This is a genomic window from Streptomyces inhibens (genome assembly GCF_022221585.1).
GTDB lineage: Bacteria > Actinomycetota > Actinomycetes > Streptomycetales > Streptomycetaceae > Streptomyces > Streptomyces inhibens.
The window spans coordinates 1,580,810-1,597,531 of sequence record NZ_CP084681.1 but is presented as its reverse complement, the minus strand read 5'-3'; the positions used below and the strand labels follow the sequence as shown (position 1 = coordinate 1,597,531).

The following is a 16,722-nucleotide window of genomic DNA, read 5'->3' as shown; positions in this document are numbered from 1 at the left end:
CCGCACGACCTCCGCCCGCCCCGACCACCGCACCACTACCCGCCACGACAACGAGAGTCCGCCATGTACGAGCTGTCCAGGGTCCGCCTCTACTCCATCGGGCCCGCCGGTGCGCGCTACGCCGACACCGTGCTGGACCTGCGCGGAGTCGGCGCGCCCGTGCCCCAACCGGCCCCGGCCCAGGCGGACTTCTTCGAGGACGAACCGGTCGGCCCGCCACGCCGCCCGGCCCCCGCCGGCGTCCTCTTCCTGGAGAACGGCGGCGGCAAGTCCGTCCTGCTCAAGCTGATCTTCTCGGTGATGCTGCCCGGCCACCGCAACACCCTCGGCGGCGCCAGCTCCGGCGTGCTGCGCAAATTCCTGCTCGCCGACGACTGCGGCCATGTGGCCCTGGAATGGCAGCACGTCCTCACCGGCGAGAGCGTGGTCGTCGGCAAGGTCAGCGAATGGCGCGGCCGGCAGGTCTCCAACGACCCCCGCAAGTTCGCCGAGGCCTGGTACAGCTTCCGGCCCGGCCCCGGCATGAGCCTGGACTCCCTCCCCGTCGCCGAGGCCACCGTCGTCCGCCCCCGCCAGGAGAGCGGCGAGGGCACCTCCGGCGCCCAGGGCCGCCGCCGCACGATGAAGGGCTTCCGCGACGTTCTCACCGAGGCCGGGAAGAACTACCCCAACCTCGACGTCGTCTGGGAAGAGATCCACGAACGCTGGAACGAACACCTCGGCCACTTGGGCCTCGACCCCGAACTCTTCCGCTACCAGCGGGAGATGAACGCCGACGAGGGCGAGGCCGCCGGCCTGTTCGCGGTCAAGAACGACTCGGACTTCACCGATCTGCTGCTGCGTGCCGTCACCGACACCCGGGACACCGACGGCCTCGCCGACCTCGTGCACGGCTTCGCCCACAAGCTCGGCCGGCGCGCCGAGCTGACCGCCGAGCGGGACTTCACCGCCGGCTCCCTCGACCTGCTCTCGCGCATCGCCGACGCCGCCGAGCAGCGCGAACGCGCCCGTGAGGTGCACGCCGGCGCGGAGCGCCGCACCCGCGGCCTCGCCCAGCGGCTGCACGCCCGCGGCACTGAGGAGCGCGGCCGCGCCGCCGAGCTGGCCGAACAGGTCGCCGCCGCGGCCCACCGCGTCACCGACGCCGAGCGGATCCGCGAGCGCCGCTCCCTGGTCTCCGCCGAACTCGCCTACCGGCACGCCTCGCTGGCGCTGGCCGCCGCGGAGAAGGGCGCCGCCGCCCAGCGCCGCGAGCTGAACGACGCCCGTACGCTGCACAGCGCCTGGCAGGCCGCCGAGATCGCGCTGCGGCACCGCGCCGCCGCCGACCGCTCCACACGGGTCGCCGCCGCCATCCGCGAGGCCGAGCGGGACGCCGCACCGGCGCTCGCCGCCCGCGCCACCGCCGCCGCCGACCTCGTCCGCGCCCTGCATGCGGCGGCCGAGGCCGGTGAGGGGATCGCCAACGAGGAGGAGGAGCGCTCCGCCGCCCTCCAGGAAGCCGGCGAATCCGCGCACCGCGACGCCACCACGGCCGCCACCCACGCCCAGCGCGCCCGCAGCGAGGCCGACCACCTCAAGCAGCGGCTCGCCGAGGTCGCCGAGGAGACCGCCGAGGCCGTCCGGGCCGGCTGGCTGGACGACAGCGCCCCCGACGCCGACCCGGCCCGGGCCGCGCTCGCCGCCTCGGACGCCGAGAAGACCGCCGTCGAGGCCTGGGACTCGGCCCGCGAGGCCGCCCGGCAGGCCACCGACCACGCCCGCGAGGCCGCCGCCCGGCACTCCGCCGCGGAGCTCGCGGCGGCCCGCGCCGAGGACGCGGCGCAGGCGGCGGAGCGTGCGTACGACGCCGAGCGCCGGGCCGCCGAGTCCATCGGCGCCGAGCAGCGGCTCGCCGACCTCCTCGGCCTCCCGCAGTCCGAGGCCGGATCCCTCGGGGTGCCCGGCCCCCGTACGGCCACGCCCCCTATGGACCCGGTCGCCCCGCGCCGTCCCGCCGCCGGATCGCTGACCGCCGAGGAGCTGGACCGCAACGCCGATGCGCTGCGCGAGCTGCTGGAGGAGGGCGTCACCGCCGCCGAACGGCAGCTGTTCGACCTGCGGACGGCCGCCGCCGACGACTCCCGGATCCTCGGCGCGCTGGGCGACGGCGGGCTGCTGCCGCCGGGGCCCGATGTGCTGGCCGCCGTGGAGTATCTCGGCGAGCACGGTGTCCCCGCGCTGCCCGGCTGGCGCTATCTCGCCCAGTCCGTCGCCCCCGCCGACCACGCCCGGGTGCTGGCCGCCCGCCCCGAGCTCGTCGACGGCGTGATCATCACGGACCCCGACACCCACGCACGGGCCCGCGAGGTGCTCGCCCAGGCCGCGCTGCTGCCGCGCTCGGCCGTCGCGGTCGGCACCGCCGCCGCGCTGCTCGCGCCCACGCCCGCCCCCGACGAGCGGGACAGCGGCGTATTTCTCGTCCCGCCGAACCCGGCGATGCACGACGAATCCGCCGCCGACGAGGAGCGCCAGGCGCTGCGAGCGCGCGCCATAGAGCGTGACGAGGAGATCCGGGCGCTGGCCGCCCGGCTCGCCGGGGACCGTGCGCTGGCCGCCCGGCTCGGCTCGTGGCGTACGGGCTGCCCGGCCGGCCGCCTCGGTGAGCTGGCCGCCACCGCGGAGGAGACCCGGACGGCCGCGGAGGGGGCCGCCGCCGAGCTGGCCGAGGCCCGGACGGCCCGCGCCGAGGCCGACGAGGTCGCGGCCGAGGCCACCGGGGTGCGCGACGAGCGCCAGGAGACCGCGCAGCGCGCCCGCCGCGCCGCCGACCTGCTGGCCGGCCTCGCCCACCGACTGCGCGAGCGCGCCTCCTGGCAGTCCCGGCTGCGCGAACTCGCCGACGAAGCGGCCGAGTTCGAGGCCCGGGCCGAGGAGTGCGTGGATCGCGCGCGGGCCGCCGACGAGGACCGCAGGGCCGCCCAGCGGGCCGCCGACGACGCCCGCCGCACCGCCCGCGCGCTGCGCGCCGAGCGCGCCGAGATCGCCGGCGTACCGGACGACCTGGGCGAGGCCCCCGAGGGCGTGAGCACCTCCCTGCCCGCGCTGCGCGAGGCCTACCGCGCCGCCTCCCAGCTCTACGAAAAGGTCGGCGTCGGCGCCGATCTGCGCGCCGAGCAGGCCCGCGCCGAGGGCGACGAGAGCGCGGCCCTGGCCGAGCTGAACCGTCTCACCAACAAGGTCCGCACCCGCGCGGAGGCGCTCCTTCAGAGCCCGGACGCCGCCGACGGCCCGTCCCGGCAGGCCGCCGCGGCTCGCGCCGAGTCGCTGGTGCAGATGCTGGAGAGCCGCGCCTCGGCCGCCAGCGAACAGCTCGGCCGGCTGCGCGGCGAGGCCGAACGGCTCGCCCCCACCGACGGCGACGCGCACACCGAGCTGCCCGAGGAGCTGGTCCCCGCGGACGCCGACCGCGCCAAGGAGCTGCTGCGCGCCGCGGCCGGCGAACTGGCCACCGCCACCGAGGCGTTGGACGGCGCCCGGGCACAGCACGAAGAGCTGCTGCGTGCCCACCGCGCCGCCGAGGACGCGGCCGGCGGCTTCGACGAGACCGCCGCCCTGCTGCGCGATCTGCTGCGCGACCACCACGACACCGACGACACGGGCGACGCGCGGATCGAGCCGTACGCCGGCCGGCTCGACGAGGCCCGGCAGGCCGCCGCCGAATCCCGCCGCTCCCTGCGTGGCTGCGCCGCCGACCTCTCCGCCGCCGAGTCCGCGGTCCGGGAGGCCTCCGACATCCTCGTACGGCACGCCAACTCCACCCGCTACGAACAGGTCCGTACCCCCGCCCGGCAGCAGATCCGTGAGCTGCCCGCCGCGGCCCTCCCGGACCACGCCGTCAAGTGGGCGGAGGCCTTCGCGCCCCGGCTGCGGGTGCTCACCGACGAGCTGGAGCAGCTGGAGCGCAACCGCGACTCCATCGTCGACCGGCTCCGCGGCCTGGTCGAGTCGTCGCTGACGACGCTGCGCTCGGCCCAGCGGCTGTCCCGGCTGCCCGAGGGGCTGGGGGAGTGGTCCGGACAGGAGTTCCTGCGGATCCGCTTCGAGGACCCCGACCAGGCCACGCTCACCGAGCGGCTGGGCGAGGTCATCGACGAGGCGACCCGCGCGGCGGTCAGGAAGAACAGCGATCTGCGGCGGGACGGTATGTCCCTGCTGCTGCGCGGTGTCGGCGCGGCGCTCCAGCCGCGCGGCGTGGCGGTGGAGATCCTCAAGCCGGACGCGGTGCTGCGCGCCGAGCGGGTGCCGGTCGGGCAGATGGGCGATGTCTTCTCCGGCGGCCAGCTGCTGACCGCCGCCATCGCCCTGTACTGCACGATGGCGGCGCTGCGCAGCAACGACCGGGGCCGCGACAAGCAGCGGCACGCCGGCACGCTGTTCCTGGACAACCCCATCGGCCGCGCCAATGCGACCTATCTGCTGGAGCTGCAGCGCGCCGTCGCCGACGCGCTGGGCGTTCAGCTCCTGTACACCACCGGCCTGTTCGACACCACCGCGCTCGCCGAGTTCCCGCTGGTCATCCGGCTGCGCAACGACGCGGACCTGCGGGCCGGCCTGAAGTACATCAGCGTCGAGGAGCATCTGCGACCGGGTCTGCCGCAGCAGGATCCGGCCGGAGAGGTGGTGCACGGCCAGATCACGGCGACCCGGATGTACCGCCGCCCGGAAGAGCGCACTTCCCCGGAGCCGTCGGAGGGCGCCACGGGGTGACGGCTCCGGCGGGGCGGCCTGCGGGCGGTTACAGCACCACGACCGACCGCAGGACCTCCCCGCGCTGCATCTTCGCGAAGGCCGGTTCGATGCCGTCGAGCACAATCGTCTCGCTGATGAACCGCTCCAGATCGAGCTTGCCGCTCAGAAACAGATCGATCAGCACCGGGAAGTCGCGGCTGGGCAGACAGTCGCCGTACCAGGACGACTTCAGCGCGCCGCCGCGCGAGAAGAGATCGATCAGCGGCAGCTCGATCCGCATGTCCGGGGCGGGCACACCGACCTGGACCAGCGTGCCGGCCAGATCGCGCATATAGAACGCCTGCCGGTAGGTCTCCGGGCGGCCCACCGCGTCGATGACCACATCGACGCCGTGCCCGCCGGTGAGCGCGCGGACCGCCTCGACCGGGTCCGTACCACGGGAGTTGACGGTGTCGGTGGCGCCGAACCGCTCCGCGGCGTCCAGCTTGCCGTCGTCGAGATCGACGGCGATCACCCGCCGCGCGCCGGCCCGGGAGGCGCCCGCGATGGCGGCATTGCCGACGCCGCCGCAGCCGATGACGGCGACGGTGTCCCCGCTGCCTACACCGCCGGTGTGCACGGCCGCGCCGTACCCGGCCATCACCCCGCAGCCGATCAGGCCCGCGGCCTCCGGGCGCGCCGACGGATCGACCTTCACCGCCTGCTCCGCGGCGACCAGGGTCTTCTCGGTGAAGGCGCCGATGCCCAGGGCCGCGGTCAGCTCCGTACCGTCCAGCAGGGTCATCGGCCGTTTCGCGTTGCGGGAGTTGAAGCAGTACCAGGGGCGGGCGCGGCGGCAGGAGCGGCACTGCCCGCAGGGCGCCCGCCAGGCGAGCACCACGTAGTCGCCGGGCGCCGGCTCCGTGACGCCGGGACCGACCGCCTCGACGACACCGGCCGCCTCATGGCCGAGCAGATACGGGAACTCGTCGCCGATCGCGCCGTCGCGATAGTGCAGATCGGTGTGGCACACCCCGCAGGCCTGGACGGCCACGAGCACTTCGCCCGGGCCGGGATCGGGCACGAGGATCGGCAGCACCTCGACGGGCGCGCCCTTCTTGAGGGCGACGACGGCGCGGGCTTCGTGCGGCATGTCTCACTCCTAAAACAGCGCCTGCGGTGGCGGCAGGGGCGGGTGCGCGCGGAGGTGGCACGGATGCCTGTGAGGGGTGGAGTGGTGCGCTGCGCGGGGAACGAAGACGGGGGTGGAGGGCGCTCCACCCCCGTCTTCGGTGTTGCCTATAGTGCGCTGGGTTGCGCTATAGGAGACATGCTGGAAGTCCGTCAGGGATCCGTCAAGGGGGATTTTTCGCTACGGGTCGAGCGTCGTCCTCGTACCCCGGGCATGAGCTGCTCCGCCCGGGGCGCAAGGACGGGCCCTCACCCCGCGTACCCCATCCGGCGGGAGAGTTCGGCGGCCGCCTTCGCGGACCGCTCCGCGAGCTCCGGCAGCAGTCGGCGCTCCATCCGGTACGCCGGCCCCGAGACACCGATCGCGCCGATCACCGCACCGTCGTGCGCCCGCACCGGCGCCGCCACCGCGTTCAGCCCGATCTCCAACTCCTCGTTGGTACAGGCGAATCCGTCCTGGAGCACGGCGGTCAGCTGCTCGCGCACACCGGCCGCCGTGGTCAGGGTGTTCTCGGTGAACCGCGGAAGCTTGCGGGTGACCAGGGTCTCCCGGCGCTGCTGCGGCAGATGGGCCAGCAGCACCTTGCCGCTGGCGGTGGCGTGCAGCGGGGTGCGCCGGCCCAGCCAGTTGTACGCGGTGACCGCGGCGGCCCCCCTGGCCTGCATGATGTTGACAGCCGCGTCGCCGTCCAGCACCGCGATGTTGGCGGTCTCCCCGGTCTCGTCGGCGAGCGCCCGGCACACCGGCTGGCCCTCCTGCGAGATGTCCAGCCGGATCGCCGCGGCGCCGGCCAGCCGCAGCACCCCGGCGCCCAGGTAGTACTTCCCGCGCTCCTTCTCCTGCTCCACCAGCCCGCGGTTCTCCAGCACGCCCAGGATCCGGAACGCGGTCGACTTGTGGACGCCCAGCTCCTCGGAAATCTCGGTCACCCCGGCGTCGCCCAGCTTGGCCAGGATCTCCAGCACGCTCACCGCACGGTCCACGGACTGGACGGATCCCGCCCCGCCGCGCCGTTCCTCGGACCGGTCGTCTGACGTATCGGTCGTGTTCGACATGGGTCTTTGTGTCACCACCCGGTGGCCCCCGAGGGCCACGTCTGAGGCATCTGTCGGGAAGCCCTTGACGGCCCGCTTCCCGGCCTGGATTCTGTTGCGCATCGCGCTCTGCGATGCGTTATTCAGAACACATGATACCGATCAGCGCGAGGGGGGCCAGATGATTCCCGTCTGCCGCATCGAGGACCTGCCCGAGGGCGAGTCCGTACGGATCGAGATCGACGACGCCACGCCGGCCATCGCGGTCTTCCATGCCGAGGGCGGTTACTACGCCGTCGACGACACCTGCAGCCATCAGGATGCCTCGCTCTCCGAGGGCTGGGTCGAGGGCTGCTTCGTCGAATGCCCGCTGCATGCGGCGCTGTTCGACCTGCGCACCGGCGCACCGACCTGCCTGCCGGCCCGCCGGCCGGTGCGCACGCACGAGGTCAGCGTCCTGGACGGGATGATCCATGTACGGCCCGCCGTACGGGAAGAGGCGGTGGCGTAACGATCCCGGCCGCCGCCCGGCCCCGCCCCGCGCAGTCGTTCATGAGGTCATGTGCGGGCGCTCGGCGGGGAAACCGTGTGCGCGAGCGGCGATCACCACGACCAGCACCGGTATCAGAAGCGCAAGAACGCTCCAGGGGAAGGAAGCGGGACCGAGGAGGCCGAGGAGGATTCCGCCGATGACTCCGCCGCCGGCCATGGCCGCGTTCCACAGGGTGACGAGCATGGCTTGCGCGGCGTCGGCGACCTCGCCGCCCGCGTCGCCCACGGCGGTCTGCAGGAGAGTGGGGGCGCCGCCCCATCCGAGCCCCCACAGCGTCACCGCGAGATAGACCAGGGCGGGGCTGCCGGCCGCCACTGCCAGCAGGGCGGCCGCCCCGGCGACCAGCAGGCCGGCGGCGACGGTCAGGGCTCGCAGCCGGCGGTTGATGTGCGCGCCCACCAGCCAGATGCTCACCAGGGAGGCGGCGCCGAAGACCAGCAGGACGCGGTCGGTCGAGCCGCCCATGCCGAGGCCGTCGAGGAACGGGGCGATATACGCGTACAGGACGGTGTGGGCCAGCACGAAGACCAGGGTGACGAACAGGACCGGTGCCACACCGGGGACGGTCAGGGTCCGCAGCATCGGGGCCCGGCCGTGCTGCCGTTGCCCCGGGAAATCCGGGACCGTAGCGGCGATCCAGGCGAGCAGGGCGACGGTGAGCACGGTCATGCTCCAGAACGCCGCCTGCCAGCCGAGCGCCCTGCCGAGGAAGGTGCCCGCGGGTACGCCCAGCGACAGCGCCACCGGAATGCCGGCCATGGCGATCGCGATCGCCTTGCCCTGTAGGTGAACGGGCGCCATACGGCGGGCGTATCCGGCCAGCAGCGCCCAGGCCAGGCCCGCGGCCACCCCGGCGACGAAACGGGCGACCATGGTCAGCGGATAGTTCACCGAGACCGCCGTGACCGTGTTGGCGACGGCGAAGCCCGCCATCGCCGTCAGCAGCAGGCGCTTGCGCCGCCACCCTGCGGTGGCCGCCGACAGGGGGATCGCCGTGAGTGCGGTCCCGATCGCGTAGACGGTCACCGACTGCCCCATCGCGGACTCGCCGACCCCGAGGCCGGCACTCATCGCGGGCAGCACACCCGCGGGCAGCGTCTCGGTCAGGCTGGTGACGAAGACGGCCGTGGCGAGCGCCAGCAGCGCGGCCAGGGGGAGTCTCGTCCGGTCGCCGGATACGGTGGGGGAACCGGCCAGTTGTGTGGTGTGGTTGCTCATGGTCCGTATGCTCGAACCCTCACATTGATGTGAAGGTCAAGCGACTGGGCGTGAGGTGGACCACATGCGTATCGGAGAGCTGTCGGAGCGTACCGGCACCCCCCGCCGGCTGCTGCGCTACTACGAGGAGCAGGGGCTGATCGTCCCGGACCGCTGCCGGAACGGCTACCGCGCGTACGACGAACGCCTTGTGGACCGGGTCCTGCAGATCAGAGGGTTGCTGGAGGCCGGACTGCCCACCCGGATCATCAAGCAGATCCTCCCGTGCCTGGACAAGCCCCGGGTCATCCATTTCTCCGATGCGAAACCGGAGATGATCGCCACGCTGACCCGCGAACGCGATCGCATGACCGAACGCATCCAGTGCCTGACCCGCAACAGGGACGCCGTGGCCGAATATCTCGACGCGGTGGTCGGCGAACTCCGCCCGGACGCCGCCCCCGAAGCGTCGCCCGGCCCTTCACGCGAGGTGCCGGCGAACAGCGCGACGTAGCCGGTGAGTTCGTCCGGCCCGGGCCCGATCGCACGACGCTGCGTCGCTCACGCCGCCGCGCGGTCCACCCGCGAGCGGCCGTCCCGGGACTCCCGTCGCCCCTGCCGGCGTGCCCGGCGTCGCTCGCGCCGAAGTTCGCGGGCCGTGCTGCTCGGCTGCGACTGCACCCCGTTGCGCTGCACCCACACCTGACGGGTCACCCAGACGTCCAGTACCGCCCAGGTGGCGACCACGGTGCTGGCGACCGTGCTGAGCACCGCGGGGAACGCCAGCCAGGAGCCCGCCAGTGTGCTCAGGAACGCCACCATGGCCTGAGTCAGCGTGATCGCCACGATGATGACCGCGCGCACCGCGGCCGTGCGCACCGGATCCGCCATCCGGGGCCGGGCCGCCGGCTCCTCCTGCCACAACGGCCGCCTGTCGGTGTCCATGAACGCGTCACACTCCCCGCACTCTCCCCGCGTGTCCGACTCCTTGGTGGCTGCCCGGATTTCGCCGGATACACGCCCCTGGTGTCGCACCCCGTCCCCTCCCATGGTCATGCACCGCGGCGGCGCAGGGTTACCCGGGGTAGAGCAAATCCGGCCAACCGGCTGCGCACACCCCAGGATGCCGGTGAGGTCTCCGAGCCCATGAATGCGGGCGGGTTGTCCGGGAATCGTCGGACAACTCAGGACGATCCCTCCCCGGCGCTCCTCCCCAAGGCTTCCGCAACGCCATGAGAGGCCTTCGGGTTGGTCCCCCGACAGTAGTAGGCTCACGCCGTTTGTTGACGGAACACCACCCCCGTGCGCCGGGGTTGACGTAGGGGAGGCCATGCGCTTTCGCGGGAAGTCGGTCCGCCGGAAGATCGTGGCGTTGCTGCTCGTACCGCTGGTGTCCCTGACGTCCATGTGGGCGTTCATGACCTATATCACCGGGCGTGAGGCCAACCAGCTGCTGGACGTCGGCAACGTCGTACAGAACCTCGGCTATCCGGTCGAGGACGTCGTCCAGGCCCTCCAGCGCGAGCGCCGGCAGAGCCTGCTCTACCTCGCCGACCGGCGCGGCGCCACTGCGCTCAGCGAACTCCACGGGCGGACCCGGGCCACCGACGAGGCCGTCGCCCGGCTGCGCGCCGACGCCGATGTCCGCGACGTCCGCGAGGACTTGACCGGCGAGACCGGCGACCGGATGGACAGCGTCCTCAAGGGCCTGGCCTCGCTCGGCTCGCTGCGCGCCCAGGTCGAGGAGAACACCGTCACCCGCGACGAGGCCATGGAGGGCTACAACTCCCTGGTCGACCCCAGCTATGACTTCCTCGCCGCGCTCCACGCCCTGGAGAACGTGGAGATGGACAAGCAGGGCCGCGCACTGGTCAACATCACGCGTGCCCGGGAGGCGGTCTCCCGCGAGGACGCCCTGATGTCCGCGGTGCTCGCCTCCGGCAGCATGAGCAAGCGCGACGTGCGCGCGCTGTCCGACCGGGTCGCCGAACGCCGGGTGCTCTACGGCACCACCCTGCCCGTCCTGCCCACCAAGGACCGCGGGCTCTACGAGGACTACTGGCGCTCCGCCAAGGCCCGCGAACTGACCGCGTACGAGGACCGGGTGATCGCCGCCGGTGCACAGGCCGGACCGCGCGTGGTCAACGCCGAGCGCTGGAACACCGCCGCGGAGAAGGTCCTCGGCGATCTGCAACGGATGGGCAAGGAGACCGGCGACCGCTACCAGCAACGCGTCGCCCCGGTCGCCACGCGCATCCTGCTCAAGGCCGCCGTCGCCGGCGTCCTCGGCTTTGTCGCACTGCTGGTGTCGATCATCGTCTCCTTCCGTATCGGCCGCCGTCACGTCCGGGACCTGACCCGGCTGCGCAAGACCGCCCACGAGGTCTCCGGCGTACGGCTGCCGAGCGTGATGCGCCGGCTCGCGGCCGGCGAACAGGTCGATGTGGAGACCGAGGCACCCCGGCTCGAATTCGGCCACGACGAGACCGGCCAGGTCGGCCAGGCGCTCAACACCCTGCAACGGGCCGCCATCGAGGCCGCCGTCAAACAGGCGGACATGCGCCGCGGCGTCTCCGAGGTGTTCGTCAATCTCGCCCGCCGCAGCCAGGTCCTGCTGCACCGCCAGCTGACCCTGCTGGACGCCATGGAGCGGCGTACCGAGGACACCGACGAGCTCGCCGACCTCTTCCGGCTCGACCATATGACCACCCGTATGCGGCGGCACGCCGAGGGCCTGGTCATCCTCTCCGGCGCGGCCCCCTCCCGGCAGTGGCGCAAACCGATCCAGCTGATGGACGTGGTGCGCGCGGCGGTCGCCGAGGTGGAGGACTACGAGCGGATCGAGGTACGCCGGCTGCCCAGGCTGGCCGTGGACGGCCCCGCCGTCTCGGACCTCACACACCTGATAGCCGAACTCCTGGAGAACGCCACCGTCTTCTCCCCGCCGCACACCGCCGTCCAGGTGCTCGGCGAGCGGGTCGCCAACGGCTACACCCTGGAGATCCACGACCGCGGCCTGGGCATGACGCCGGATCTGCTGCTGGAGGCCAACCTCCGGCTCGCCGAGACCCCCGAGTTCGAGCTGTCCGACACCGACCGGCTCGGTCTGTTCGTGGTCAGCCGGCTCGCCCAGCGGCAGGACGTACGGGTCTCTCTGCAGCCCTCGCCGTACGGCGGCACCACCGCCGTGGTCTTCATCCCGGGGACGATCCTGACCGACACCGGTGACGGTGGCCGGGAGGACGACGAGCCGGGCGCCGGCGAGCTGCGTGGCGGGCCGGCCGGCAACGAACTGGAGCACGCCGCGGGCAAGTTGGCCGCGCTCTCGCAGGTGCCGGTGCCGATCCCGGCGCGCGAGCGGAGCAGCCCGGCCGTCATCGACGGCCCGGTCGAACTCGAGGCGCCGCTCGGCCTGGACGAGCTGGGCCCGGTCGAGGACGAGGACAGTCTCTTCAGGGGCCGTGAGCGGAGCCCGGACCGCGACCGCAGGGGCCGGGCCGGCAGGCCCGCCGGCCCGGGCGCCGCGCCGCGCGGTATCGCACCGGTGCCGCCCGTCCCCGAGGGCGAGCAGCATCAGCAGACCAGGGACCAGTCGCCGCGCGGCGGGCCGGCACCGCTGCCGCGCCGCCCCCGCCCGCCGGTGCTGGTCTCCGACCACGGCAGGACGGTCGACGACCGCGACGCAGACGGGAAGGGCACCACGGAGCGCCCCGAAACCGAGCGCCCGGGGCCCGAGCGTCCCGAGCTCGAACGGCCCGTCGCCGAGCGATCCGGCCCCGAAAGCCCCGGCTCCACTCCGTCGTCCTCCGCGCCGAAGGACCCCGCCCCGGACGCCCCGAACACGGCGGACGGGCCGGAGCCCACCGACGGCACCCCGGCCCGGGGCACGCCCGCGCCCACCACGCCCACGGGACTGCCCCGCCGGGTACGGCAGGCCAGCCTCGCGCCCCAGCTGAAGGCCGACGCCGCCGCCGCGCAGCCCGCGGAGGAACCACGGCCCGCGCCGCCCGCGGACGACCGGGACGCCGAGGCGGTCCGCGCCCGGATGGCTTCGCTCCAGCGCGGCTGGCAGCGCGGCCGTCGCGACAACGGCGAGGACCCGGGCGGGAACGGAACGCCACCGGACGAGAAGACGGACGCCGGGCAGCCGGCGGCCGCGGACACCACAGGCCCGGCTGCCCGTGACACGACCACGCACGACGGCGACGACACAGGCACCACAGCACCACCAGGAACCACATCGGGAGGGGACGGTCCATGACCGCACCGAAGGCAGCAGCTTCCACCGCATCGATCTCGGAGAAGGGATCCGGTGAGCTGAACTGGCTCCTGGACGAGCTGGTCGAGCGGGTCGGCTCGATCCGCAAGGCGCTCGTCCTCTCCAGCGACGGGCTGGCCACCGGCGCCTCGAAGGACCTGACCCGCGAGGACGGCGAGCATCTGGCCGCGGTCGCCTCCGGGTTCCACAGCCTGGCCAAGGGCGTCGGCCGGCACTTCGACGCGGGGCACGTCCGGCAGACCATGGTCGAGCTGGACGACGCGTTCCTGTTCGTCAGTGCGGCCGGCGACGGCAGCTGTCTGGCCGTACTGGCCGATGCGGACTCCGATGTCGGGCTGATCGCGTACGAGATGACGCTGCTGGTCAAGCGCGTGGGAACGCACCTGGGCACCGCGCCCCGGTCCGGTCTTTCGACCTGAACGACGGTGACGCCATGAGCGACCAGGACGGCCGGGCGGCGCGGGACCGGGAGGCGGCCCGTTGGTTCGACGACGACGCGGGCCCGGTCGTCCGGCCGTACGCCATGACGCGGGGGCGCACCCGTACGACCGCGGAGGGGCGCCTCGACCTGATCGCGCAAGTGGTCGCCGAGAGCCGCGCGCAGGAGACGATCGACGACCAGACGCTGTCGCCCGAGCATGTGGACATCGTCGAGCTGTGCCGGCAGGCGCCGCTGTCGGTCGCCGAGCTGGCGGCCGAACTCGATCTGCCGGTCGGCGTCGTACGGGTGCTGATCGGGGATCTGCTGGATGCGGAGCTGGTCCATGTCAGCAGGCCGGTACCACCGGCCGAGCTGCCGGACGAGAAGGTGCTGCGCGAGGTGATCGACGGCCTGCGCGCACTGTGACCGCCCCCGGTGCCCTCAGGCGCCGCCGCCGTCGTCGGGCTTCTTCTTGCGCGGCGGCGGCCACTGCCCGACGACCGTGTCCGCGTCCAGCCGGGAGACCGCCTCGGCCAGTTGTGCGCACACCCGCTGGATCTCCCGGTGGGTGTTGCGCCGCTCGGTGACGACCGCGGCGAGCAGCAGCGCCGTCAGCGCGGTGATCCCGTTGAAGGCTTGCAGGGTGACCATGTTCGTGAACAGATCATGGTGGGCGAACGGCCCCGACTGCTCGGCGGCCGCGATGATCGCGACCGTGGAGACGAGCAGCGCACACGGTGCGGCCCCGGCCCGCTCGAAGCGGAACGCGGCCCAGATCAGGCACGGCGAGACCAGGAAGAGCAGATTCACCGAGCTGCTCACGGCCAGGAGCATGACGGCGAGCGTGCAGCCCGCCAGCAGCACCGCCTCCGCCCACCGGTAGAGGCGGACGCGGGCCCCCGGCGGCCATCGGGCCGAGCTGAGGAGCAGCAGCACCGGCGTGATCACCAGCACCCCCATCGCATCACCGGTCCACCACACCGCCCAGGTCGGCCAGAAGTCTCCCGTCGTCAGCGCTCCGGAGAGCACCAGGACGCCGCTGCCGACGGTCGCGCTCACCAGCATCCCGGTCAGCGCGCCGAGGCACACCAGCGCGACGGCGTCGCGCAGCCGGTCCATCTGCACACGGAACCCCGCCCGTTCCAGCAGCCGGTAGGAGAGCACGGGGCCGAGGGTGTTGCCGGCGACGATCGCCAGCACCACGAGGAGCGACGGCCCCAGTGAAACATTGACCAGAAAGGCACCCAGGGCGATCCCCGGCCAGATCCGCGGGCCGAACAGGAGCAGCGCTGTCAGGGCGATGCCCGTCGGCGGCCACAGCGGAGTGACCTGCCCCCGGACCAGCTCCTGGAGCAGGCCGAGCTGGGCACTGCCGTAGTAGACGCCGGCGACGACGAGGATCTGCACGGCAGTGGTGCCATGACGTTTCAGCCACTCGTTGTGCACCACAGCCTCCACTCGCCGCCGCGCCCCCGCCGGGGGCGCGCGCCTAGGTGTAGGGACCGCCGTCATGGCGGAGGACGAGCACGGCGGCGTCGTCGCTGTGCCCGGTCAGATCGGCGACCGAGATCACCTCGGCGGCGAGATCGTCGGCGTCCCCGTCGTACCCCGCGCGGACCCGGGCCGCCACCTGTGCCAGCCCGTTCTCGATCGGGTAGGTAGGTCCTTCCACCACCCCGTCGGTGATCAGCACGAATGCGCCCACCTGGCTCAGCCGGCGGCGGGTGACCGGGTAGTGCTGGTCGGGGAAGACCCCCAGCGGCAGCCCGCCCGGGTCCTGGAGCACCTCCGTGCCGTCTGCGGTGCCCCAGACCGCCGGCACATGGCCGGCGCGGGCGTCGGTCAGCTCGCCGAGGACCGGATCGAAGCGCAGGAACGTACACGTCGCCAGGAGATCTGAGCTCATCGACAGCAGCAGATTGTTGGCCCTGCTCAGCACCTCGCCGGGGTCGGTGGTGGCACCCGCGACGGCGTGCAGCCCGGTGCGGACCTGGCCCATGAAGGCGGCGGCCTCCACGTCATGGCCCTGGACGTCGCCGATGGCGAAGCCGAGCGAGCCGTCCGGCAGCACGAATGCGTCGTACCAGTCGCCTCCGATGTCCAGACCCGTCTGCGCCGGTACGTAACGGGCCGCGGTCTGCAGTCCGGGCAGGCCCGGCAGCTCGGGCGGAAGCATGTGCCGCTGCAGTTCCACGGCCAGCGCCACCCGTGCCTGCTGGAGCTTGATCCGTTCCATGACCCGGCCGGTGAGCTGGCCGAGGAGGTGCAGAAGCTCCTCGGAGGGCGGACCGGTGGGGGTGCGGCGTCGATTCATTCAGCACTCCGCTCGGGCATGGCCAGTTCCGTTGTGGCGCATCACCGCTGAACTCTCACATTACCGCCGATGACCGGGAGGTTGTTGAGCAATGCTCAATACCGCGTTACGCTTCTATTGAGCAACTGTCAACAGGAGGAGAGCGCAGCCATGGCCACGGACGCGACCCCGGCCCCCTTCGAGCACCTGGAGATCCAGGTCGGCCCGCACACCTACGACGCGCTGGCCTGCGGGCCCGCGGACGGCGAGTTCGCCCTGCTGCTGCACGGCTGGCCCGAATTCGCCGACTCCTGGAGCGCCGTGCTCACCGCCCTGGGTGCGGCCGGCTACCGCGCCGTCGCCGTCGACCAGCGCGGCTACTCCCCGCGCGCCCGCCCGCCCCGGATCGCCGACTACGCCGTCCCCGAACTCGTCGCCGACGCCCTCGCCTTCGCCGATTCCCAGGGCGCGGGCCGCTTCCACCTCGTCTCGCACGACTGGGGCGGCATGGTCGCCTGGGCGCTGGCCGGCGCCCACCCCGAGCGGCTCAAGTCCCTGACCGTGCTGGCCACTCCGCACCCGGACGCGCTCAACCGCGCCGTCGCCGAGGACCTCACCCAGCACCGGCGCCTCGACTACGTCCGCTTCTTCCGCCTCGACGACGGCGCCGCGGAGGCCGCCCTGCTCGCCGACGACGCCGCCCGGCTGCGCGCCGCATACGGCGGCAAGGTCCCCGGCGCGCTCGTCGACGACAACGTCCGCAGGCTCTGCGCGCCCGGCGCGCTGACCGCCACCCTGAACTGGTACCGCGCCCCCGAGTCGGTCATCTCGGTGCCTGCGGGCCGGATCACCGTGCCCACCCTGTTCCTGTGGGGCAGCGAGGACACCGCGCTGGGCCGCGTCGCGGCCGAGTCGACGGGGGAGTGGGTGGACGGCCCCTACCGCTTCGAGGCCCTGGAGGGCGCCAGCCACTGGCTGCCCGAAGAGGTCCCCGACGTCGTCACGCCCAAGATCCTCGACCACCTCGGCCGGCACGCCTGACA

The 16,722-nt window shown here is 73.2% G+C and carries 13 protein-coding genes; 7 read left to right on the top strand and 6 right to left on the bottom strand.

The window, feature by feature from the left end; translation table 11 throughout:
* The first annotated feature begins 63 nt into the window (after positions 1-63).
* Positions 64-4,749, top strand: a complete 4,686-nt coding sequence (locus tag KI385_RS07465; protein ID WP_238571421.1) for a coiled-coil domain-containing protein — start codon at positions 64-66, stop codon at positions 4,747-4,749.
* 28 nt (positions 4,750-4,777) lie between these two features.
* On the opposite strand, the gene KI385_RS07460 is transcribed toward KI385_RS07465, so the two are convergent.
* A complete protein-coding gene (locus KI385_RS07460; RefSeq protein WP_238571420.1) occupies positions 4,778-5,863 on the bottom strand; it encodes an S-(hydroxymethyl)mycothiol dehydrogenase in 1,086 nt (361 codons plus the stop codon).
* A gap of 287 nt (positions 5,864-6,150) precedes the next feature.
* The gene (locus KI385_RS07455; protein WP_238571419.1) at positions 6,151-6,957 is read right to left on the bottom strand and encodes an IclR family transcriptional regulator; all 807 of its coding nucleotides are present in this window, start codon (positions 6,955-6,957) and stop codon (positions 6,151-6,153) included.
* A 160-nt stretch (positions 6,958-7,117) separates the two neighbouring features.
* On the opposite strand from KI385_RS07455, the gene KI385_RS07450 reads away from it, so the two are divergent.
* Complete coding sequence (locus KI385_RS07450) at positions 7,118-7,447, top strand: bifunctional 3-phenylpropionate/cinnamic acid dioxygenase ferredoxin subunit (RefSeq protein ID WP_128511281.1); 330 nt, start codon at positions 7,118-7,120, stop codon at positions 7,445-7,447.
* 39 nt (positions 7,448-7,486) lie between these two features.
* On the opposite strand, the gene KI385_RS07445 is transcribed toward KI385_RS07450, so the two are convergent.
* The gene (locus KI385_RS07445) at positions 7,487-8,707 is read right to left on the bottom strand and encodes an MFS transporter (RefSeq protein ID WP_238571418.1); all 1,221 of its coding nucleotides are present in this window, start codon (positions 8,705-8,707) and stop codon (positions 7,487-7,489) included.
* A 64-nt stretch (positions 8,708-8,771) separates the two neighbouring features.
* On the opposite strand from KI385_RS07445, the gene KI385_RS07440 reads away from it, so the two are divergent.
* Positions 8,772-9,200: a MerR family transcriptional regulator gene (locus KI385_RS07440; RefSeq protein ID WP_238571417.1), complete on the top strand. Its 429-nt coding sequence runs from the start codon at positions 8,772-8,774 to the stop codon at positions 9,198-9,200.
* 47 nt (positions 9,201-9,247) lie between these two features.
* Here KI385_RS07440 and KI385_RS07435 read toward each other — a convergent pair whose 3' ends face one another.
* The gene (locus KI385_RS07435) at positions 9,248-9,736 is read right to left on the bottom strand and encodes a hypothetical protein (RefSeq protein ID WP_425357062.1); all 489 of its coding nucleotides are present in this window, start codon (positions 9,734-9,736) and stop codon (positions 9,248-9,250) included.
* A 280-nt stretch (positions 9,737-10,016) separates the two neighbouring features.
* On the opposite strand from KI385_RS07435, the gene KI385_RS07430 reads away from it, so the two are divergent.
* The 3 genes from KI385_RS07430 to KI385_RS07420 are packed head-to-tail and all read left to right on the top strand — an operon-like array spanning position 10,017 to position 13,812.
* On the top strand, positions 10,017-12,947 hold the full coding sequence (locus tag KI385_RS07430; protein WP_238571416.1) for a nitrate- and nitrite sensing domain-containing protein: 2,931 nt from the start codon (positions 10,017-10,019) through the stop codon (positions 12,945-12,947).
* Positions 12,944-13,384, top strand: coding sequence for a roadblock/LC7 domain-containing protein (locus KI385_RS07425; protein WP_128509258.1), 441 nt, complete (start codon positions 12,944-12,946; stop codon positions 13,382-13,384). The genes KI385_RS07430 and KI385_RS07425 overlap by 4 nt, the downstream gene beginning before the upstream one ends.
* A 14-nt stretch (positions 13,385-13,398) precedes the next feature.
* Positions 13,399-13,812, top strand: coding sequence for a DUF742 domain-containing protein (locus KI385_RS07420; protein WP_238571415.1), 414 nt, complete (start codon positions 13,399-13,401; stop codon positions 13,810-13,812).
* A 15-nt stretch (positions 13,813-13,827) separates the two neighbouring features.
* Here the strand turns inward: KI385_RS07420 and KI385_RS07415 are convergent, their stop codons facing one another.
* Positions 13,828-14,835, bottom strand: a complete 1,008-nt coding sequence (locus KI385_RS07415) for an MASE1 domain-containing protein (protein WP_425356882.1) — start codon at positions 14,833-14,835, stop codon at positions 13,828-13,830.
* 40 nt (positions 14,836-14,875) lie between these two features.
* A complete protein-coding gene (locus tag KI385_RS07410; protein WP_238571413.1) occupies positions 14,876-15,700 on the bottom strand; it encodes a PP2C family protein-serine/threonine phosphatase in 825 nt (274 codons plus the stop codon).
* 150 nt (positions 15,701-15,850) lie between these two features.
* Between KI385_RS07410 and KI385_RS07405 the strand changes: the two genes are divergently transcribed.
* Positions 15,851-16,720 carry an alpha/beta fold hydrolase gene (locus KI385_RS07405; RefSeq protein ID WP_238571412.1) on the top strand — a complete coding sequence of 290 codons (870 nt, stop codon included), beginning with the start codon at positions 15,851-15,853 and terminating at the stop codon, positions 16,718-16,720.
* Positions 16,721-16,722: the final 2 nt, after the last annotated feature.